The 19,397-nt window shown below is 67.6% G+C and carries 16 protein-coding genes and 2 pseudogenes; 7 read left to right on the top strand and 11 right to left on the bottom strand.

Annotated elements, in window-relative coordinates; genetic code table 11:
* Positions 1-339: 339 nt before the first annotated feature.
* Positions 340-564 (top strand): hypothetical protein, encoded by a 225-nt coding sequence (locus ACIRU3_RS44640; RefSeq protein WP_404069710.1) that lies wholly within the window; start codon positions 340-342, stop codon positions 562-564.
* Positions 565-674: 110 nt separating this feature from the next.
* On the opposite strand, the gene ACIRU3_RS44635 is transcribed toward ACIRU3_RS44640, so the two are convergent.
* From ACIRU3_RS44635 to ACIRU3_RS44625, 3 genes are all read right to left on the bottom strand, one after another.
* Entirely contained in the window at positions 675-1,286 is a 612-nt protein-coding gene (locus tag ACIRU3_RS44635) for a restriction endonuclease (protein WP_404069708.1), read from the bottom strand.
* Positions 1,287-1,372: 86 nt separating this feature from the next.
* The gene (locus ACIRU3_RS44630; RefSeq protein ID WP_404069706.1) at positions 1,373-1,588 is read right to left on the bottom strand and encodes a hypothetical protein; all 216 of its coding nucleotides are present in this window, start codon (positions 1,586-1,588) and stop codon (positions 1,373-1,375) included.
* Positions 1,589-2,135: 547 nt separating this feature from the next.
* On the bottom strand, positions 2,136-2,684 hold the full coding sequence (locus ACIRU3_RS44625; protein WP_404069704.1) for a hypothetical protein: 549 nt from the start codon (positions 2,682-2,684) through the stop codon (positions 2,136-2,138).
* 635 nt (positions 2,685-3,319) lie between these two features.
* On the opposite strand from ACIRU3_RS44625, the gene ACIRU3_RS44620 reads away from it, so the two are divergent.
* Positions 3,320-4,252, top strand: coding sequence for a conjugal transfer protein (locus ACIRU3_RS44620; protein ID WP_404069702.1), 933 nt, complete (start codon positions 3,320-3,322; stop codon positions 4,250-4,252).
* Here the strand turns inward: ACIRU3_RS44620 and ACIRU3_RS44615 are convergent.
* The 4 genes from ACIRU3_RS44615 to ACIRU3_RS44600 all read right to left on the bottom strand — a co-directional run bounded on the left by ACIRU3_RS44615 (position 4,179) and on the right by ACIRU3_RS44600 (position 7,067).
* The gene (locus ACIRU3_RS44615; protein ID WP_404069739.1) at positions 4,179-4,505 is read right to left on the bottom strand and encodes a hypothetical protein; all 327 of its coding nucleotides are present in this window, start codon (positions 4,503-4,505) and stop codon (positions 4,179-4,181) included. The genes ACIRU3_RS44620 and ACIRU3_RS44615 overlap by 74 nt on opposite strands.
* 142 nt (positions 4,506-4,647) lie before the next feature.
* Positions 4,648-5,280: a DUF1524 domain-containing protein gene (locus ACIRU3_RS44610; RefSeq protein WP_404069700.1), complete on the bottom strand. Its 633-nt coding sequence runs from the start codon at positions 5,278-5,280 to the stop codon at positions 4,648-4,650.
* Between the two features lie 267 nt (positions 5,281-5,547).
* Positions 5,548-6,228 carry an HNH endonuclease family protein gene (locus ACIRU3_RS44605; RefSeq protein ID WP_404069698.1) on the bottom strand — a complete coding sequence of 227 codons (681 nt, stop codon included), beginning with the start codon at positions 6,226-6,228 and terminating at the stop codon, positions 5,548-5,550.
* Between the two features lie 383 nt (positions 6,229-6,611).
* Positions 6,612-7,067, bottom strand: a complete 456-nt coding sequence (locus tag ACIRU3_RS44600) for a DUF3761 domain-containing protein (protein WP_404069696.1) — start codon at positions 7,065-7,067, stop codon at positions 6,612-6,614.
* Positions 7,068-7,233: 166 nt separating this feature from the next.
* Here ACIRU3_RS44600 and ACIRU3_RS44595 point away from each other — a divergent pair, with 166 nt between their 5' ends.
* Positions 7,234-7,377 (top strand): hypothetical protein, encoded by a 144-nt coding sequence (locus tag ACIRU3_RS44595; protein WP_404069694.1) that lies wholly within the window; start codon positions 7,234-7,236, stop codon positions 7,375-7,377.
* Positions 7,378-7,663: 286 nt separating this feature from the next.
* Here the strand turns inward: ACIRU3_RS44595 and ACIRU3_RS44590 are convergent.
* Positions 7,664-7,777 (bottom strand): annotated as a pseudogene (locus ACIRU3_RS44590) (IS5/IS1182 family transposase); the annotation flags it as partial.
* 783 nt (positions 7,778-8,560) lie between these two features.
* Here ACIRU3_RS44590 and ACIRU3_RS44585 point away from each other — a divergent pair.
* Together ACIRU3_RS44585 and ACIRU3_RS44580 are read left to right on the top strand one after the other, a co-directional pair.
* Positions 8,561-13,063: an ATP-binding protein gene (locus ACIRU3_RS44585; protein WP_404069692.1), complete on the top strand. Its 4,503-nt coding sequence runs from the start codon at positions 8,561-8,563 to the stop codon at positions 13,061-13,063.
* Positions 13,064-13,073: 10 nt separating this feature from the next.
* The gene (locus ACIRU3_RS44580) at positions 13,074-14,540 is read left to right on the top strand and encodes a lipase family alpha/beta hydrolase (RefSeq protein ID WP_404069690.1); all 1,467 of its coding nucleotides are present in this window, start codon (positions 13,074-13,076) and stop codon (positions 14,538-14,540) included.
* Positions 14,541-14,791: 251 nt separating this feature from the next.
* Here the strand turns inward: ACIRU3_RS44580 and ACIRU3_RS44575 are convergent, their stop codons facing one another.
* Together ACIRU3_RS44575 and ACIRU3_RS44570 are read right to left on the bottom strand one after the other, a co-directional pair.
* Complete coding sequence (locus ACIRU3_RS44575) at positions 14,792-14,998, bottom strand: DUF6417 family protein (protein WP_404069688.1); 207 nt, start codon at positions 14,996-14,998, stop codon at positions 14,792-14,794.
* A 64-nt stretch (positions 14,999-15,062) separates the two neighbouring features.
* Positions 15,063-16,097: a hypothetical protein gene (locus tag ACIRU3_RS44570; RefSeq protein WP_404069686.1), complete on the bottom strand. Its 1,035-nt coding sequence runs from the start codon at positions 16,095-16,097 to the stop codon at positions 15,063-15,065.
* A gap of 755 nt (positions 16,098-16,852) precedes the next feature.
* Here ACIRU3_RS44570 and ACIRU3_RS44565 point away from each other — a divergent pair.
* Positions 16,853-17,514: pseudogene (locus tag ACIRU3_RS44565) on the top strand (transposase); the annotation flags it as partial.
* A 76-nt stretch (positions 17,515-17,590) separates the two neighbouring features.
* Here the strand turns inward: ACIRU3_RS44565 and ACIRU3_RS44560 are convergent.
* A complete protein-coding gene (locus ACIRU3_RS44560) occupies positions 17,591-18,397 on the bottom strand; it encodes a class I SAM-dependent methyltransferase (protein ID WP_404069684.1) in 807 nt (268 codons plus the stop codon).
* A 167-nt stretch (positions 18,398-18,564) separates the two neighbouring features.
* On the opposite strand from ACIRU3_RS44560, the gene ACIRU3_RS44555 reads away from it, so the two are divergent.
* Entirely contained in the window at positions 18,565-19,092 is a 528-nt protein-coding gene (locus ACIRU3_RS44555; RefSeq protein WP_404069682.1) for a hypothetical protein, read from the top strand.
* Positions 19,093-19,397 lie beyond the last annotated feature (305 nt).

The raw sequence follows: 19,397 nt of genomic DNA, 5'->3' as shown, positions 1-19,397 counted from the left end.
CGACCCGGCTACGCGTGAACAGGGGGAAGGGATGTGGGTGCCGCCGTGGCATGCCGATCCGGTGGACGCTGCGACCGAGGTGGCGCGATCACGCAGGGCGCAGGAAGCCCCTGGCCGTCGGGCAACGGCCGGGGCTTGGATGCAGCAGGGAAACGGTGCCGGCCGAGCCACTGGAGTCCGTATGTGACCGCACCGTGATCCGTGGTCGGGGTCCATGGTCGCAGCCGTGGTCGCCGCCGTCCGGTGTCCTTGCCTTGCGGGGTTCGAACGGCCGCAGCAGCGGCGATCGGCCTGCACCGCTTCCTGCACGCCACTACTTGCCAGCGAAAGGACACACCTGTGATCTTCTTCGCCCTCTGCGCCGGGTTCGTTCTGGGCCTGCTCGCCGCACTCACCGGTGCGCGTGGTGCACGACGACTGCGGCCCACGCCGTCGTGCACCACGTGCTCGACGCTGACCAACTGGCCGGTGCACGGTCACGACGACCGTGGGTGCCCCAACTACTGGCGCAACGTCCAGCAGTCCCCGGCGGGACGCTACGGTGCCCGGCCACACCCCGAGTGACGGCGCGCAGCGGGACGCGCAGGTCCCCGGCGCCCGCAGGGTTTCGCCGTCCGCGGTCGCCGCGGTGAACCCAATCGGCCTGATCAGCGGATCGAATGAGCGCGGTTCGGTCACCTGCCTGTTCCGACGGCACAAGAGGCAGTGCGCCTGTTGCGCCTGGTCCGTCGTGGCAGGCGCAGCAGCTGGTGCAGTGGTGTCCCTTCTGTGGCCCATTGGCCAAGCCGGGTGCGGTCCACCCAGTGGATGTCATGGCGTTCTCCCCAGGCTTTGGCGTCGCGGGTGATGGTGCCGTTGGTGACGAGGACGGCAGTGTGGGCTTGGTGCACGGGGCCGGCGGTGCCTTTGAGCTCATACATGACGCGTGAGCCGACCCGGGCGGCCACCGTGGTGTGCTTGGCCTGCACGACCATGCGCCCGTAGTGCCGGTCCTGTGCGATGACATCGGCGCCCTGGTCACCCTTCTGGCCGACCTGCCGGGCATGGAAACCGTCCCTGATGAGCAGGTCTCGCAGGGCGAATTCGAACTGCCGGTCGTCCATGGCGTCGAGTTCATCGAGCGTGTACCGCAGGCGGGCCACCATCTTGGCCCGGATTCGTTGCCGCCTGGCGGCACGCAGCATCCGCCACGCCGTCCAGCCCGCCCCTATGGCCAGGGCAGCCGCCAACAGCAGCCAGGCCCGCATGACCACCTGGCCCACCACGGCAGCCGTCCGGGCCAGCATCCCGCCCACAGCCACCGCTACCACGGCTGCGGCTATCCGCTCGCTGCGGTTGCGCGGGGCACGTAGCCCCGGCCGGGAACGGCCCATCAGCGGCCTGCAGTTGCCGAGACAGACGGCGTTTGCGTCTGCGGCGCGTGGGGGCTGCTCGAGGATGCCTCACCAAAGCCGAACAGCTGGCTCCATAACCACACCCCGGCGATCAGCCCCGCAATCGTCCAGCCACTGAGCTTCTTCGTGCTGGGCCGCGGATTGCGCCGGATGTGCCGGCGCACCACGTGATATCCCTCAGGCACCTTCGCCATGCCTCATCCCCTGCCTCAGATCCTGACCAGACCAGCCAACTGCGGCCTGGCTGCTGGGAATTGATGTAGCAGGCGGCACTGACAAACCCACGAAACGATCAGAGTGAAGCCGCTCTCTGCGTTCACGAACCCGCCGCCTGGGCTTCTTTCCCGGTCAGTGTTCGAATCATCCGAGGCCGCCAGGCGTACCCGCCTGCGAAGACGCCCACCGTAGCCAGCCCGGGCAGCACCCGCGCCAGCTGAAATTCGCGGGACAGCGCCCCTCTCCTATCGCCGGACGTCTCTGCCACCTCCGCCGTCACAACCGAAATGGCCAAAACCACATGCCTGTTCGATCTCCGCTCCGCCGCCGCATGGTCTTGCTCAGCCAGCCCAATGCGGTTGCGGGAGCGTGGCCCTGAAGGTGGCCTGCCTGGGAACACCGCAGGTAGGCCCGGGCAGGACAACAGGTGCGTTGCCTGTGGCCCAGGTCGGTGAGGCGCAGGCGTCAAAGGCCCGCGCCCGGCTTCCGGTCGCTCTGCCTGACCGCGTGCGTCCCGTCGCCGTCTCACGCGGGCCGGAACAGCGGGGGCAGCAGACCGTCGCCGGGCCACAGGTCATGCTCGGCCACGAGGCACGCAAGGTATGCGCTGATCTCGGCCAGGACGGCGGCGCGTTCTGGTGGCCCGTAGGAGTTGAACTGGCCGGCTGCGGTGTCGAAGGCGCGCACGTGGCTGTGTGGTCCGGTGCAGATGAGGACACGCTCGATGGCGGGCAGGCCGAGGCTGAAGGCGTCGCACTTTCCTCTGCGGGCGAGCTGGAGCAGGTCGATGGTGACGCTCTGCCAGTCGCCGACCGCGGGCCAGTCGGCGCCGCCGCCCAGCTCGTGCGTGAGGGTGGCCAGCGGGATGATCTCTTTTGACTCGCGTCCTTGCGTGAGCCTGTCGTGGATCTGGGCTCCGTCGGGCTGCCGTACCCGGGGATGAAGCAGAGAGTCCGCTGCCACCAGGGTGGTGTTGATCTCGTGGGCGCTTGGGCTGGGGTAGTACGGCTCGTGAGCGAAGAGCAGGTAGACGTCCGTGGCGCGAGCAGCGTGGTCGGGCCGGTGCTGGGGCATGGAGTGGTGTCCCTTCACAAAGCCGGGGCTTTCTGTCTTCAGCTCAGCTGCCGGCCCCGACCAGGCAGGCGGCCACCAGGCCCGACCACCGGTCACGATCCGGCGAAGCAGGCGTCCAGCTGCCGTGGTCAGGGTCATGGTCGGGCCGGCCACGGGGCCCCGATGGGCCGCCCTGATCGTGCTCGGAGCTGGGTGCGCAGCCGTCGGCTCGGGGAAGGTGTGCACCCGCCGTGGCGGAGCCAGGCTCGGTGCGCAGTCGGCTCGGTGTGAGCCACATGCGCAACCGGGAGCGGGCTGGGGGCGTGTTCGGCTGCGCAGCCTTCTAGCCGGGTTGCGCAGGCCCGGCTCTGGCCGCCACCGGCACTTGGCTGCGCAGCAGTTTTGAGAGCCCATCGTCGTGATGCGTCCGGCCCGCCCATCGGTGGTCGGCCGGGGTCCTTGCGTTCAGCCACGGTCGGGCCTTGGTCGGGCCTTGCGCGCCGTGGTGGGGTTTGTGGTCGGGCCGACCATGACGGCGACCACGGACCTTGTGTCCTGATCGTGACCGTGGTCGGGGTCTGGTGGTTGGTGGTCGGGTCGGGGGCGGCGGGTTGTCTCGAGGTCAGCAACAGTCGTTCTGACCTGGGAGTTTGAACATGCGCTCTGGCAAGCAGGCCTCGCAGAGCGAGGCTGGCGCTTCGATGGCTGCAGGTGCCCGGCTGGAGGTGATGCGGCGTCGCGTGCGCCTTTCGCGTCTGGCGGTCTGGACCGCCGTCGCGGCCGGCCCGATCGCCCTGGGCCTCGCCCTCACCTCCACACCGGCCGTCGTCGAGGCAGCCACCCCGACCAAGCCCCCTACCGTGCGCAGCGCGGCGGCCCTGGCCGATCCGGCCGGCTATGCGCAGCTGTTCGTCAGCGCGTGGCTGCGCAGCAGCGCCGACGCCCCTGCCAGTGCGCAGGCCCGCCTTGCGCACTCGATGGCGCCGGACGTGGATCTGCCCGACCCGGTCTTCGATGCGCAGTCGAAGCCGGCGTCGGTGACGGCGGTGCGCAGCGCGCACCGCGCGGACGATGCGTGGTCGGTGACAGTGGCTGCGCAGTATGCCGACGGCCGGCTGCGCAACTACGCCGTGCCGGTGGTCGCCGACCGCGCGGGCAGCTCGTTTACGGTGACCGGCGCTCCCGCCGTGGTGGCCGGGCCGGCACGGGCCAGGGCCCCGAAGTCGCCGTATGGGGTGAGCGTTGGTGAAGGGGCTCTGTCGTCTGCGGTCGGGGAGTTTCTTTCCGCGTACCTGACCGGGGCCGGTGGGATTGATCGCTACCTCGCGCCCGGGGTGGAGCTGTCGGCCCTCTCCCCCGCTCCGTACAGGGCGGTGATCGTCCAGCAGGTCCTCACGGTCGAACAGGTGACGGCCGAGGAGCAGGTGCCGTCCGAGGGCACCACGGTGCGCATCCTGGCACGGGTTCAGGCCCGGGACGAGGACGGCCGGTGGCCTTTGGCGTACGAGATCGAGCTCACGGCCCGCTCGGGGCGTTGGGATGTTGCGGCGCTGGAGTCCGGCACCGTCCACAAGGGGGGCCGGCCGTGAACACGGTGCACCATCTGGTCCTTGCCGGGCGGATGCCGGGCACGGCGGGCGCACCCTTGGACGGGTTCTTCACCTCGTCCTGGAACATGTTCGCCAGGTCTTCGCGGCTGTTGTACAGCCCCAGCGCGATCACCATCAGCAGCAGCGAGCCGATCCCTGCCTTCAGGCTGAACTTCTGGACCATGATCACGACCACAAGGCAGGTCAGGCCGGCCTCCAGGCCCTTGGTCGCCCAGCCCTCGATTGGAGAGATCGATTTCGTGGGTTCCTGGCCTGCGAAATGCGCGGACTTCGTCTGCCCGAGCGGCTTGTGCCGGGAAGCCGGTGGCAGCGCCCAGGGCTCCGTGAGGCCGCCTGGACCTGCGGCGCACCGCAGCCAGGAGGCCGGGCGGGGGTCAGCTGGTGCAGGTGTCGAGCATGGAGGAGAGGGCCGACTTCTCCTTGTCCGTGGTGGTCAGCTTCCAGACAGACTTGATGTGCGTGTAGTCCTTGGCATACGTGCACCAGAAGGCGTGGTTGGTGGGCTTCCAGTCGGCCGGCCCGCTGTCCGACTTGGAGGAGTTGGAGGACTCCGAGGCGATCAGCAGCTGGGGGGCCTTGAGGTCGTTGCCGAACGCCTTGCGCTGATCTGCGGTCCAGGTGTCGGCCCCTGAGCGCCAGGCCTCGGCGAGGGGCACCATGTGGTCGATGGTGGCCTGGGCGACGTTGGTGACGGTGATGTCGTCGTAGACGGAGTACCAGGAGCCTGAGGCGGGCTGGCAGTGGTCGGGCTTGTCCTGGACGTCCTTGCCGTCGCGGGCGAGAACGTCCTGGCGGGTGGTGCAGCCGTCCGGCTGGGTGGACCAGATGTCGAACTTGTCCCGGGCGTAGCCGTCCATCGAATGCGGGACGGCCACGGCGAGCGCGGCCAGTTCTGCGCGGGCGGTCGCCGTCGACGGCGGTGCCGGCGGCTCGGCAAGAGCGGGAGCGGCGCAGATGCCGGTCAGAAGCAGGGCGGTTGTGGGCAGGCCGAAGAGGGCGCGTCGCATGAAGTCTCCATGATGTGTGGGGGGTTGGAGATGTGCACACGAGAAAACCGCACCTGTTACGCCACGCGCTACGCGCGTCGACCAGCTCCGACAACTCCCCCACGCCGCCTTCACCCCGCGGTCACCCGGCAGAGGAGGGTGTACCGGCCGCCACGGCCATCCCCTCCGGGCTCCTGGCCTCAACTGCCGCCAGAGGCCGAGAGAGGGAGCCGGTCCCTGACGCGCGGCGAAGCGGACGCCAGGGACCGGTCGGTGACGAGCGGAGGGTCAGCGGGCCTGGGTGACGGTGACGGGAGTGTCGGGGCAGCCGTCGAGCACGTCCGAGAGGGCGGCCTGCTCTGCGGGATCGACGCTCAGGCCCCAGCGGATCTTGTCCGCGACCCAGTCCGTGACGTACTGGCAGCGGTAGCCGGTGGCCGGGGGAAGCCACGTGCTGGGGTCCTGGTCCGCCTTGGACCGGTTGCTGGCAGCCGACACCGCGATCAGCGCGCGGGGGTCACCGAGGTCGTTGGCGTAGTCCTCCCGCTCCTTGGCACTCCACGCGGAGGCGCCGGAGTCCCAGGCCTCGGCAAGCGGGACCAGGTGGTCGATGTCCAGGCCGCCGGGTCCCTGGATGTAGCGGTCGTCATAGGGCGAGTACCACTCCCCGCCATTCAGCGCGCACTTCGCACCTTGCACTGGGGCATCGACCGCCTCAGCCTTCAAGACCTCGGCACGGGTGTTGCAGCCGTCCCTGTTCGCATCGATCCAGTGCCTGAACTTGGTCCGCTCGTAACCGGTGCGGTCCTCGGCCTGCACGGGCAGGCCGGCCAGGGCATCCCGCACAGGCAGGATCACAGTCTCACCAGGAGCGGCAGCAGCCGCAGTGCCCGGCGCAGCGTGGGCGGTGGTCGGGATGAGGAGAGCAGCGAACACGGCAGCCACGGCCGCGGTAGGGGCGGAGCGCATGAGCAAGAGGCCTCTCGAAAGATCACAGCAGGTCGTGATCTTCGTAGCGGCCCCCGCAGGCCGCCCGCCCGGAAACCGATCGCAGCCCTACCCAATCGAGCGGTAAGTCAGATTTTCGGCGCTCCGCGTCCGCACCGACCCGAGCCGGAAGCCGTCGCATCCCCCTAAGCAGGTCAAACGAAACGGCGGGTCCTGGGGTCCACCTTCCCGAGGGTGCACATCCAGAACATCATGTCGACCATCCCGAAGCAGAGCCGCAGAGACAGCCGGACAAGCGACATGGCAAGGCCTATCATCGAGTCCCTTTCGAAGCGCGCTGATACCTAAAGCCCCGCCCGACCGGTCAATACCGCTGGTCGGGCCATTCGTTGCCCCTACGGGGCCTACCTGTAGAAGATGGCCACGCCCCCGTGATGCGAGCAGGCGCCCTGATGGTGCGCGGCGTACGAGTAGGTGCCGTCGTCACAGAGAGCGGTGGCACCGTTTCCTGCGCCGGAACCACCCGAGGAGCTTGAGCCGCCGCCGGACGACCCGCCCGACAAACCCCCGCTGCTTCCCGAGTCCGCGGCGGCCGCGTGCGCGGTGACGGTCACCTTCACCTTGACCGTCTTCGTCACCGTCGGCGCAGGATCTGGTGTCGCGGTCCTTGTGGCCGTGGCCGTCGTGGTGATCGTGGCCGTCGGCCGCACCCTCTCAGCCGTCGGCTTCGCGTCCGTCCCCTTGTCCTGGCCGCCAGCGCCGGCACCGATACCGAGGAAGAAGGCGAGGCCGACCGCAGGCAGTACATACCTCTTGCGCGCCCACCTCGGTGCCACAGACGCTGGCGGCTGCGGCGGCATGGTGTACGGGCTGTTCATGTGTCCCCCCAAGGATGCATTGGAGGGCCGACCGTAGTGCCAGACGTGACGTCAGATGTGTAGATACGAAGCAGTCACCCGTTCGTGATATCCCGCGACCGAGGCCGAAATGGCGTGTCACGACGCAGCAGCCGGACAAGGAGAAGAGTTGATCCACATCGAGCGTGCAGCAGGCGCCACGGAGCCCCTGGAGGCCAAGGCCTGCCAGCCGAGTAAAGCCAACGACCGCCGTCAACGGCCCAGCCGGACCCGGATCAGCTTCGGGGCGGCGCAGTCCCTGGCGGCCGGGTAGGACGGTTGATCACGTAGAGCGCCGTTACGCCGGGGGAGCGCAGGCCTCGCGCCGGGCGGCAAGAGTGGTCTCCGGCAGACGGTCGGTGTCGCGCTGCGCAGTGTCACAACGTCGACGCCGGCAGCCGAAGTCGGCTACCGCAGTCATGCGTACGCGCAAACAGGTCGGGCGGGCGGGAATGCGGGACCTCTGGAGCGGTAGGTAGTCGACATCAACTGGGACCTGATCCGCTAGGGGATGTCTCTTGGGTGGGCCTACGGACGCCACTCCTGGCGGTAGCGGGGGTGCTCGGCGTACGACTGCGCCAGCACGCCCATCGCCGGCCACGGACCGGATCGGCCGGCATCAACGGCTCGATCCGGTCTCACATCGCATCAGTGATCACTGACCGGACATACACATCCGATCAACTAACCAGCCCATCAAAGAGACGCGCGCCAGCCGTGACGCCCCCTCACGGCAGCGGCGTCCAGGACGCTGACCGGTCTCCTCCAAAACCCGCCCCACGCGGGGCGAGGTGCGAAGACGCGCGGCACGCCCGGGCCGCCGGCAGGGAAACCCGGACCGAGATCAGTGGCATCGGGGCTGTAGCGAAGAGCCCTGTGGTCGCACCTGCTCGCCGGACCGCTCCGCGGTGGTGTGGTGCGGCGCGAGGAGGCACGGCGGCTCGTGCTCCCAGTGCCCGAGAGCGCGACTGTGATGGCTGCTTTCGGGGCTCGCGCATCGTTGCCTGCTTCCATGCTCACCACCGCGTCGTGGGCGAATTGGCGCACCAGGCCAGTGTCTGCCGAGTCAGCGCCGCGTATCGGGCCCGGTTCATGATTGCCGCGCAACAGCCATGATCACTGGTGGCTGCTCCGACCAGCCAGATCACGATTTATGACTGGAGTAGAACAGCTGGGCATGCCGTTAGCACATTCTGGTGACGTTGCGTCGTTCATCGCGAACACTCAGAAATGAACCATCACGGGGAGTAGTCTTCTGCTCGCCTCGCCCGGGATGCGTTCAGCCGTGTCTCGTAGTCAGGGCAGGCCACCACCCGACTGGGGGAAGGACGTGGGGTGGGCTTTGGGTATGAGACGGGGGAATGGACAGGGTAGTGAGGGAGTTCGACCTGTCAACACGGGCCCTACGAAGCCTGGTTGCTCGTACAGTGGAAGCTGCTGGACGATGGGGGGGAACTTTGGATCCGGTAGTTCTCGCGGTCGTCTCGTCATCGCTGATTTCCTCCCTAGCAACGGAGGCCTGGCGGCAGGTCCGCGACAACGTGGTTACGCTGGTCCGCAATGTTCGCCCTGAGCAGGCGCAGACGGTTGCGACCGAACTGGATCGCACCCATGAGCAGATGGTGGTGGCCCGCCGAACGGGTGACCGCCGGCTGGAGCAGGAACTGACCATCCGCTGGCTGGGGCGCTTGCACACGGTCCTCGGCAGCGATGACACGCTCGATGCGGCCTCGCAGCAGCAACTGCTGCTCGGGCTTTTGTTGACCGCGCGTGATCAGGCAAGAGCTGGAGAGTTGATCGCCGGGTTGGTCGAGCCGGCGTCCCCGCAGCTCGATCTGCCCTTCACCGGGCGCCTGGCCGAGGCTGCCACGCTGGGCGCTGCGGGTCTGGCACGAGCGCTGCCGGCAGGAACGGGGCTGGGGCAGGCTCGGACCTTACCCAGAGACATCCCGCTGGCCGGACGCGACGAAGAGCTCTCCGAACTGCTTTCCGTCCTGCCTGCTCGCGATGCCCGTGAGGCACCCGTGTGTCTCGTGCACGGAATGCCCGGCTCGGGCAAGACCGCCCTGGCGGTCCATGTGGCACATCGGCTGGCCGATGCGTTTCCCGATGGTCAGATCTTCATCAACCTCGCAGCACATAGCCTGCGGACGGACGAGGCGTTGGCCCCCTCCCTCGTACTCGAGACGCTCTTGAAGACAGCCGGTGTCCCGCGTTCGGTGCTACCGCGCAGTGTCGACGGGCAAGCATCCATGTGGCGCAGCTGGCTCTCGCCGCGCAGGGTGTTGCTGGTTCTCGACGATGCCGCAGACTTGGAGCAGATCGAGCCCATACTGCCGGGGGACTCCGCCTGTTTGACCATCGTCACGAGCCGGCTGCGTCTGGATGCTCCCTTGCTGACGCGGTCGATCGATCTGGGGCCGCTGGATCCGGAACCGGCGGCGCAGATGTTCGAGAGCTTGATCCTGCGGAGAACACACGTGGATGGGCCCGCTGCCCAAGCGGTCGCCCGCTTGTGTGGCCATCTGCCTGTGGCCATTACCGCCGCGGCGAGTGAGCTGCTCAGGCATCCCACCTGGCGCACAAGTGACCTGTTGCGCGAACTGGGCGTCATTTTGGGGTCTTCGGGGGCTGTGCGTGCACGGCCTGCTCCGGAAGTCGGGGCGGTTTTCCGGAGCTCGTATCGGCAGTTGGAAGACCAGGAGCAGGAGTTTTTGCAGCGGCTGTCCCTGCATCCGGGAACAGAACTGGAGCCGTATGCGGCAGCCGCGCTGGCCGAGACCAGCGTGGACCGCGCGCGCGAAACCCTGAACTCTCTGTATCTCCGCAGCCTGCTGAGCGAGGTGCGGCCGGGCCGTTTTCGCATGCACGAGCTGTTGCACGCGTTCGTCGAACGCCAGCTCGACTCGGCACGCGATGGCGCGGCACTGCGCGCGGCAACCTCACGGCTGCTGCATTTCTATCGCGACTCTGCGGCCCGTGCCTACGCTCTGGGATCAGGTGAGAGCGGTGCTGCAACGCCGGAGCACGCGCCCCAGCTGCAGGACGCCACGCAAGCCGCCGGATGGCTGAGGCAAGAGGCGGAGAACCTTGCCGCAGCCGCGCAGGTGGAAGCGGGACAGACGTCCACACTGCTGGCTGAGTTGCTGACCGCAGGCTTGTTGCAGGGCGGCAATCAGGAACTCGAACTGGCTCGTAGGCTGCTGTCGCAGTCGGCGGAGCAGGCTGCTGACGAGGGCCGGCGCCTCACAGAGGCGCTGTTCCGCTACCAGCTGGGGCTGGTAGCCGTCGAGGCCGGTGAGCCCGAGACGGCCAACGAGCAGATGAGCCGTGCCCTGGCGCTGCACCGGGCGCAAGGAACCAGGGACGGAGAGGCCCGCGCACTGTACGGGCTGGGCCTGGCCCGCCATGTAGCAGGGCACACGGAGGAAGCCGCAGGACACCTGGCCCATGCCTCTTCCCTGTTCCACGAACTGGGCACTGATCTCGACGAGGCGAACTCGCTTTACGAGTCCGGTGCAGTGCACGCAACGGCAGGCCGTGTCGGGGAAGCGCTGCAGCTGCTGGAGCAAGCCCAAATCGTCTACCGGAATGCGGCAGCGTCTTCGGCCGACACCATGGGGGCGCGGCTCCTGCCGAGGGATTGGGCGCATCAGCTGCGGGAGCTGACCGAACGGCTCAGCGCCGCACAATATGCTCCCTCGGCCTCGGAGCATGCCGAACACGACGGGCCGACCTGGGTGACGTTGCCCGGTACCGTCTTGCATCATCCATCTGCCATTGCGCCCAGGGACGATGCCGCCGGTGGGGTCGGCGGCGGAGGTGACGGAGGCGGACCAGGGCTGCCCGCTGGTCCTTCCGATCCCTTCGATGAGGACGGCGACGAATCTGCCGGCGAGGGCGAGCGCGTTTGCCCCGAGCAGGCCGAAGAGGACGTCGAAGAGTCCCAGCAGACAGAGCGGACCTTGTCCCCGGCCGAGCGTGAGTCCGTCGAGGGGCAGCACATCAATTTCTGGTTCAGCGATCCCGAGGTGAGCGACGAGGCCGCCCTGTACGCGGGCCACTGCTATCAAGGGTGCTTCCAGGTGGGTCCTGATGACCCGCGTAACCGTGCGGTAGGCGAACGTCTGGTTCCCAGCGCGGACATCCCACCCTCCGGATTGCCGACCCGGTGGGTCGTCTACTCCACGACTGCAGCGCTCAAGGTGCCCGCCGACGCCGGCTATACGGCTCAGGCGTTCGAGACCCTGGCGGGTGACCGGTCCCAGTGGATCATCGAATTTGACCTCGTCATTCCGACCGTAGGCCAGTCGGAGGAGCGGCCGATCACCATCACGCCCCAGGCACCGGGCGATGTGCGGATCACCGCTGACCTGTATGTCGGACAGGACCGATACCGTCAGCTCAGCATTGACATCACCGCGCAGGACCCGCCGCGCCCACGCCCGGCTGCCGCACCCGATCCGCATCACAGCCCGACCTCTGACGCTCCCGCCTCAAGCTCCCTCCCCCACGCAAGACCCGCCGTGGAGGCGAGCCCGGCAGGCCCCATGCACGCGCTCAAGCCGAACCTTCCGCCAGACAGTGCCCCTGCAGCCGCTGCTGGACGAAGAGGCCTGCGGCTGCAGGACCGCCGGGTCATGCCGGTGGGCCAGACGGCTCTGCGGTCCTCCCACATCTGGCACCGCCCTGCCCGGACCCTGACCCTGACCCTCATGCCGCCGAAGGCCAAATGGACGCTCGAGATCGACGGTCGGCCCAATTCCAGCACCAGCAGATGGATCGACTGGAATCCCGGTGCGGAGACCGGCCAGTGGGTGACCAAGACGCAGCACGCCCTGGACGCGGTCAGGGAGTTATGCGGCACGCGCTACAACAGCATCGCCTCACAGGACGTCTCTGACCGCCTCAAGCGGTTCCAGCCCAGCGAAGCCTGGTTGGAACCGAGCCAGCACTTCTCCGAGCACGACGAGGCCTTCTGGACCGCGTTCGCGGCCGAAGACGCTGCACGGCAGCTTGCCTACGCCGGTCACAAGCTGCTGCACGCTCTCTTCCCCCGGGACAGCGAACTGCACCAGCGCATCGTCGAACTGGAGCCGGGCTCCAAACTGCACGTCGACTGGCGCAGCCGGGACCAAGACCTCTTCCACGTGCCGTGGCAGCTGCTGTATCGCAGCCAACCACCAGGTTTTGGGCAGGCCATCAACGCCAACGACTTCCTCGGGCTGCGTCTGAGACTGTCGAACCTTACCTACGACCTCAACGAAGAGGTCTCACGCGCACTGGACCGGGATGCCACCAGAGCGCACCTGCTCTACTGGGGCCAGGGCGATTCCACAGCGCAGACCGTCGAAGAGCACAAACAGGAACTGTCCCCGTGGTCGCCGCTCTTCTTGCCGACCGAAGACGCCGACAGGCGCGCACAGTTGTCGGAGTTCCTCCACGCGCCGGCGCCCTCACCGGTCTCGCTCGTCTACATCTTCTGCCAGGGCACCAACGACGCAGACACTCCACTTCGTTTCGGCTGCACCAACAAGCGGGAGGACATGTTGGCCCTGGCCGACATGGGCATGTCCGAACTGGAAGACCATCCGCTGATCTTCGTCAACGCATGTGAGAGCTCCTCCGTCGAATACCCCTTCAGTAATACCCTCCAGCACAGCTTCATGGAACGCGGCAGCCGCGCCTACATCGGTGGCGAGTGCCGGGTGCCCACAGCCTTCGCTGCCCGCTTCGCCTCAGTCTTCTTTCACTTCCTCTACAGCCGCATCTCAGGCGACAGCCCCACCTCGGCAGGGGAAGCAATGAGCCAGAGCCGCAAGTTCTTCTGGGACGAGTACCGCAGCATCGGGGGCCTGTTCTACAGCTACGTCAACGACTACGAGCTGTTCGTCGCCGGACCCGCCGAAGTCGAAAAAATGCACCAGGCACCCGCCATCACCCTGCTCCCTGCCACGTGAGGCACCACCCATGACCGCACCGTCACACCAGGACAACGTCGCCGAACGGTTCATGCGAGGCGACACCGCAGCCCGGCTCGACCTCGCCCGTGACCCCGCCGCCGCCGACGCCCTGCGCGGCCTGCTCGGACGCACAGCCTTCGAGGAACTGCGCGAGATAGCGGGCCCCGCGCAAGGAGATCACCTGGCCGACGACGGACCGGCCAACATGATCTTTGTGCCCGGCGTCATGGGCAGCTACCTGGCCAGCGAGGCACTCGGCGGCATGTGGTGGATCGACATTCTCAGCCGCAGCCACATCAACAACCTGGCGCTCGCCCCTCACGGACTCACCGACATCGACCCCCGCTTCAAGGTCGAGCCGGTCACCGTCGCACCCACCTATACAGGCTTCCTCGCCGCAGCCATGCGCCGCCCCAACCTGAGCCATCGGACCTTCGCCTACGACTGGCGCAAGCCGCTCCACGTCAGCGCCGACAAACTGCACGACCGCATCACCACAACCCCCGCCGACGCCTCCCACGGACAGCCCGTACACCTCGTAGCACACAGCATGGGCGGCCTCGTCGTACGAACGGCCCTGATGCGACACCCGGACCTGTGGAACCGGATCGGAAAGATCGTCTTCCTGGGCACCCCCCACTACGGATCCCCGTCCATCGGCGGATACCTGAAGAACCACCTGTGGGGCTTCGACAAACTCGCCCTCCTCGGCCGCTACCTCAGCCGGGACACCTTCCGCTCCCTCCACGGCGTCATGAGCCTCCTGCCGGCACCTACCGGCGTCTACCCCGGCACCGAAGAGACAGAACCGGGAACCGAATACGACCACCCCTGCGCCAACTTCGACCTGTACGACGCGAGCGCCTGGCACCTCGACCTGTCCACCCCGCAGGAACTCGCACTGCAGGACATCCTCAACGCCGCCGCCCAGCACCACCGCGACCTCAACGAGTGGCACCTCGCCCTCGACCAGAACCAACGCGACCGCATGACCGTCATCGCAGGCACCGGCCTCAAGACCCTCTTCCGGCTCGCCTACAACCGCCGCCTGGGCTTCCTGTGGCACCACATGGAACGGACCACAGCACGCACCCCCCACAACCCGCACGGAGAGAGCGACGGCCGAGTCCCCCTCGCCTCCGCTCAGCTCCCCTACATCGCAGAGACCCGCTACACCCACACCGAACACGGCAAACTTCCCGATCACGCGGCCGTCCAGAACGACGTGTGGAACGCCCTGGCCGACAAACCTCTGCGCCTGGCCACCAGTTCAGCTGCAGCCCTGGACGACCACCTCGCCGACTCCGGCATCCAGCCCCACGCCCTGGCGATGCCACAACTGCCCATGCCACGCACCCCGGACGACCCCGGCTACCTGGACTTCGATCCCCCCAGCCCAGAACGGCTGGACCAACTCGAGAAAGAACTCGACGCAGGCAACCTTCCAGACTTCCAACGCCTACGGCTTCTGTGACACCGACCAGAAGCACCGCTGGATTCCAGCACGCGCCTGCGGCAAACGACATGGCGGCGTCAGCAGGCCAGGCGCGTGGTCGCCGACATCGAGGCACCCGGGTCGGTCGGCGGGCATCCCACTGCCCGCCCGTCTCAGCAGGCATCGCAGGGCGCGTCCCCTGGCCAGCGAACGTGAAGAAGGGCGACCCAGCCAATGAAGATCACCGGCGTGGCCAATGCGTGCCGATAGGTGCTGGCATTCCTGTCTGGTCAGTTCTCCGAGGGAATTCGGGCCGCGATCTCCCTCGCCAACCGCTCCGCCTCGGGCGAGACCCGCCCGTGCTCCTGCGCGATAGCCGTCAGCAACTGGAGCAGATCCTGCGCCTCCTCCAGAGTCAGCAGAGCGAGCCGCGGGCCGTTGCTCTCCAACGGAACGAAGTCCGCCGCTTGCAGGTCAAAAAGGCTGTCGTCATCCATGACCACGCAACGTACCCGCGCCCCGAACAGTCACGCCCATGATCGGACCGGGCGCGCAGAGTGTCTATTGGGCAGCCTTCGGGAGCACCTTGTCCTCCTGGCCTGGCCAGGCCAGTGTGATCCCGGCGGAAGCACAGATCCGGGACCAGTGCTTGGCCCGCTTGGGCGGGTGGGACACCCACAGCGCACGGCGGAGAGGGGTGCTCGCGGTGACGCCGAGTTCGGTGCCAGCGAGTCTGGCCAGCCGCTTGGGACGGAAGTCGTCGGCGTAGTCGAGGAGTTGGCCGATGGCCGTGCGGAGCTGATCCGTCTCGTTTTCCTCAGTGAGCGACTTGACCTCGCAGAGTGTCAACTCGCCATTTCCGCTCCAGAGGATGTCATAGACGTGGTTGTCGTCCATCCCTAGCCAGACCCGCAGTCCGCGGCCTTCGACCTCGTTGGCCAGACCTCGGAGGAGTTTCCGATGCTCGCGCACGGCCCACGTCATCTTCGCTGCGTCGGGGGTGCTGAGGACGGCCTGGGTGACGACGATCTCGGTGTCCTGGTCTGCATACGGGATGAGCGTCAAGCGACCGGCTTTGACCTGGACAGCCTCAGCGCGGGGCTCCGCGGCGGGAGCGGCGCAGGCGTTGGCCAGGCTCCGGAACACTGAGGCGTTCCGTTCCTGGATCTCGACTGTGGGGTGCTGTCGTGCGACGCTGCCACGGAGGTCGGGCGGGCACGGCTGGGTCCCAAGCCAGCGCACTTCGCGGCGGCGGGCGTAGTCGTCGGCGGCGGTCCCACCACCGGATATCAGCGGGCCGGTGACCGTACCGAAGTGCAGCAGGCCCGGGTTGCCCTCGCGCCAGACCACCACGAGATCGTCGGGCCTCATCCTCGCGCAGAAGTTGAACAGGCTGAGCGTGGTGCCCTTGACATCCGCCGCCGGCAGCCAGCGGGCGACGATCTCCCGTATGTGCTCCTTGCCGGTGCGGTCATCCGGAACACCTTCCGGTATCTCGTCTTGTACTTCCCTGAAGCCGACCGCGCAGTAGCCACCGCGCGTCCAAGCCGCAAAGCGATACGACTCGTCTGACCTACCCGCTTTCATCAGCCACACCGAGCTGCCACCCAAGACCCACCCCCACACATCAGAGTCAACATTCTGTTGATCATCCCATGGGGATGCCGGACCATCCCCCGGGAGCGAGGAAGGACACTCGAATCGAACCCTGGCCCAGGCTCCTCCCGGTCTCGACAGGGAGGAATGGATGGGGAACCGTACGGTGGTCAAGGCCACCAGCAGGCCTGCCGCAAGGCCACTGGTCGGGCCTGGCGTCGTCTGGCACTGGACTGGAGCGGACGGCTCGGCAAGCCCCTCGGCGAAGGCTCTCGGTGTCGCAGTGCACTGCGGTGGCGTCTACGCCTCCTACCAGCCCGGGTCTCGCGGATACTAGTCCGCGCGGAAGTGCGCGCATGCGTGGACACGCCCACCGAAAAGAGAACGACCTCTCAACCGATACGCGCAGTCCGTCGGTGAAGGGGCGTAGTTGCGGCGCGAACGTCAGCGCGCCGGGTGCCGGCCTTCGTTCAGCTACGGCTGCGCTGCGTTGACACACACGGCATAGACGTTGAACCCATGTGGCTCCGTACCCTTGTTGGACACGGTGCCGTTCCACGTGCGTTCCGTGGAGATACCGCCGCCCGGGAATGACTGGAACACTCCGACATCGGGATGGTCTGCAGCGACCCCGCCACCCGTGACCACCTTCCCCTCCGGACAGGAAGCCTGGACACCGACGTTGTTACCGGGCGAGATCTCCTGCCTCTCGGTCTCAATGACTTGATATCCGGTGACGCCACCCCGTTCCCTGACGTGATCCGGACTACGCCGCCAAGAAGGCCCGGGTCGAGCACCTCTACGCGATCGCCGACGGCGAGGTCATACCGGAAGCTGGCGAGCCCGAAGTCATCTTCTGCCTGGACGAGTTCGGGCCGCTCAACCTGCAGCCCCACCCCGGCCGGCAGTGGGCCGAACACGGCGGAAGACACAAGGACCCCGATCGCGAGCCCCGGCCCCGACGGCGGGCGACCTACACCCGACCGCACGGGGTCCGGCACCTGTTCGCCGCCTACGATCTCGCCAAGGACCAGCTCTACGGGCACATCAAGAAGACCAAGAACCGCTCCAAGTTCCTGGAGTTCTGCCGCTACCTGCGCTCACTCCATCGTGCGGACGTGCGCATCGCGATTGTCTGCGACAACTACTCACCGCACCTGACGACGAAGCGATGTCAGCGGGTCGGGGCCTGGGCCGCAGCGAACAACGTCGAGATCGCCTACACCCCGACCAACAGCTCCTGGCTCAACCGGATCGAGGCCCAATTCACCGCACTGTGCTACCTCGCCCTCGACGGCACCGACCACGCCAGCCACGAAGAGCGGGGCAGCATGATCCGCCGCTACATATCTGGCGGAACAAGCACGCCGCCGACGAAAGGCTACGCAAGGTCGTCATCAGGGCGGACGTTGCCTGATGAGCACCAGGCGTCCGTGCGACGCGCCCCGTCGAGGCCGACTCACGCCCATCCTCTGCGCAGGTGCGTCCTGCGTTCAGGCCGCGGCACGGAAGACGTACGCCGTCATCGGGGCGGTGACCGGCCCCGGGCCCAGCCGTGCCGTCATCTCCTCGATGACGGTGGCCCGGACAGCCGGTCCGTCGCCGCGCTCCTCAACGGCCGCGCGCACCGGTGTCCCGGTGAGGTACCCGGTGGCAAGGTCGACGGTCGACGCGGCCCGGCCCTGAAGCGTCAGCTCCTGCTCGTCCTCGACGGCGAACCCGGCGGCCGATAGATCAGTGGCCACGACACCGGGGGCGGCATAGCCGTGCGGAACCGTCTGGAAGAAGCGTGGCGGGTCGACCGGAAAGGCCCGCTCCAGCCCAGCCTGCAGCGCGACTTCGAAGGCGTGCGTCCCGAGCGGGCCCCAGGTGTTGAACAGGAATCGGCCGCCCGGGGCCAGTACCCGGTGGATCTCGGTGAAGGCCTCGATGCGGTCGGGGAAGAACATCACACCGAACTGGCAGACCACCAGGTCGAAGCCTCCGTCCGGGAACGGCAGTTGCTGTGCGTCGGCCTGCCGCCACACCGCGCCCGGGGCCCGGGTCGACCCAAAAGCGACCATGGCCTCGTTCAGGTCGGTGGCCGTCACCTCGGCCGAGGGTGCCGCTGCGAGCAGGTCCGCTGTCAAGACACCAGTCCCCGCGGCGAGTTCGAGGATTCGCCGAGGGTGGAGTGCCGCCGCCCGGGCGGTCAGGTCCTCGGCGAACGGCCGGAAGACCACCGGCACGGGGTACTGCTCATAGGCCGCCGGCATGGATTCGGACCATCGCCGGTCGGCATTGATGCCTGTCACCCTCATGACGGTAGCGCCGCGTCAGGAAACCTCTTCCTTGCCGCGCCGCCATGCACCCTGGAGCTAGACCCCCGACAAGGCGGCAGGGCAAACGTTCTCTGACACGGCACTAGATCGGCCCGCTGGCGCCGCGAGAGGATCGAGAGCGCAGTGTCGAAGCAATCGGGGGCTCCATGGACATGGCCAGCCAGATTCTCCCACTCGCCGGCGTCGCCGTCGGTGCCGCCACTTCCTTCCTGGTGACGAGTCTGAACGAGCGGACCAAGTGGCGGCGTGAACAGTTGGTGCGATGGGACGCACAACGCCTCACGGCCTACGCCGAATACGCTCACGCGGTCAAAGACCTCGCCTACCAGTACCGGCGCATCGCGGTCGCCCGAGGCCTGACCGCCGGCCCTCACCCACTAGAACCCACACCCGAGGTGCTCGACAGACTCGGCGACGCGGAAGTCCACCGCACCGCACTCTCCGAAACGCTGCTGCTCCTGGGAGACAGGGGCACGATCGGCGCGGTGAAACGCATGAACCAATACCTCTGGCAGCTGGAACGCCTCGCCCGAGCAACTCCCGCCCAGGGCGACAGCAGCCGCTGGGACCAGAATTACGAGAACTATCGAACCGCACGGCAGGAGTACATCGACCACGCGCGTAGGAGCCTCGGCGTGACTGGGCCCGCGCGGATCAGTCCGAGGCCGAGCTGACGCAGTCACCTGGCACGCCCGGATGCCCTTCAGGCGCCGCCAACAGGCCTATGCCCTCGTGGCCGACGCCCTCGCAAGCCGGGCACGGGTCGATCATGCGACAGGTCTCCCGGGGGACCGCGGCCAACTATCGATCGACATGGCCGACGGACGTCACCGCACATCCAACCGCCCTGTCGACCAACCCGGCGAACCAACGAGGTCAGAGCACTAGCGGTGGTTTGTTGACGGCGGGTTCGTGCGGGAGTACGCCGTGAGGTGAGGACGTCAACTACGGCCGGGAGGGCCTGAGATGACGAAACGGC

Source organism: Streptomyces sp. NPDC101151, assembly GCF_044768335.1.
Lineage (GTDB): Bacteria > Actinomycetota > Actinomycetes > Streptomycetales > Streptomycetaceae > Streptomyces.
Note: the sequence above shows the minus strand (reverse complement) of the source record. Positions and strands in the feature narration are given on the sequence as shown.

What these genes read in the sequence shown, in the direction of transcription:
- ACIRU3_RS44600 (WP_404069696.1), bottom strand. Translation starts at nt 7,067, where the DNA reads ATGCCGCCGCAGCCGCCAGCGTCTGTGGCACCGAGGTGGGCGCGCAAG.
- ACIRU3_RS44605 (WP_404069698.1), bottom strand. Translation starts at nt 6,228, where the DNA reads ATGCGCTCCGCCCCTACCGCGGCCGTGGCTGCCGTGTTCGCTGCTCTC.
- ACIRU3_RS44630 (WP_404069706.1), bottom strand. Translation starts at nt 1,588, where the DNA reads ATGGCGAAGGTGCCTGAGGGATATCACGTGGTGCGCCGGCACATCCGG.
- ACIRU3_RS44620 (WP_404069702.1), top strand. Translation starts at nt 3,320, where the DNA reads ATGCGCTCTGGCAAGCAGGCCTCGCAGAGCGAGGCTGGCGCTTCGATG.
- ACIRU3_RS44635 (WP_404069708.1), bottom strand. Translation starts at nt 1,286, where the DNA reads ATGCTGGCCCGGACGGCTGCCGTGGTGGGCCAGGTGGTCATGCGGGCC.
- ACIRU3_RS44610 (WP_404069700.1), bottom strand. Translation starts at nt 5,280, where the DNA reads ATGCGACGCGCCCTCTTCGGCCTGCCCACAACCGCCCTGCTTCTGACC.
- ACIRU3_RS44560 (WP_404069684.1), bottom strand. Translation starts at nt 18,397, where the DNA reads ATGAGGGTGACAGGCATCAATGCCGACCGGCGATGGTCCGAATCCATG.
- ACIRU3_RS44575 (WP_404069688.1), bottom strand. Translation starts at nt 14,998, where the DNA reads ATGGATGACGACAGCCTTTTTGACCTGCAAGCGGCGGACTTCGTTCCG.
- ACIRU3_RS44580 (WP_404069690.1), top strand. Translation starts at nt 13,074, where the DNA reads ATGACCGCACCGTCACACCAGGACAACGTCGCCGAACGGTTCATGCGA.
- ACIRU3_RS44625 (WP_404069704.1), bottom strand. Translation starts at nt 2,684, where the DNA reads ATGCCCCAGCACCGGCCCGACCACGCTGCTCGCGCCACGGACGTCTAC.
- ACIRU3_RS44555 (WP_404069682.1), top strand. Translation starts at nt 18,565, where the DNA reads ATGGACATGGCCAGCCAGATTCTCCCACTCGCCGGCGTCGCCGTCGGT.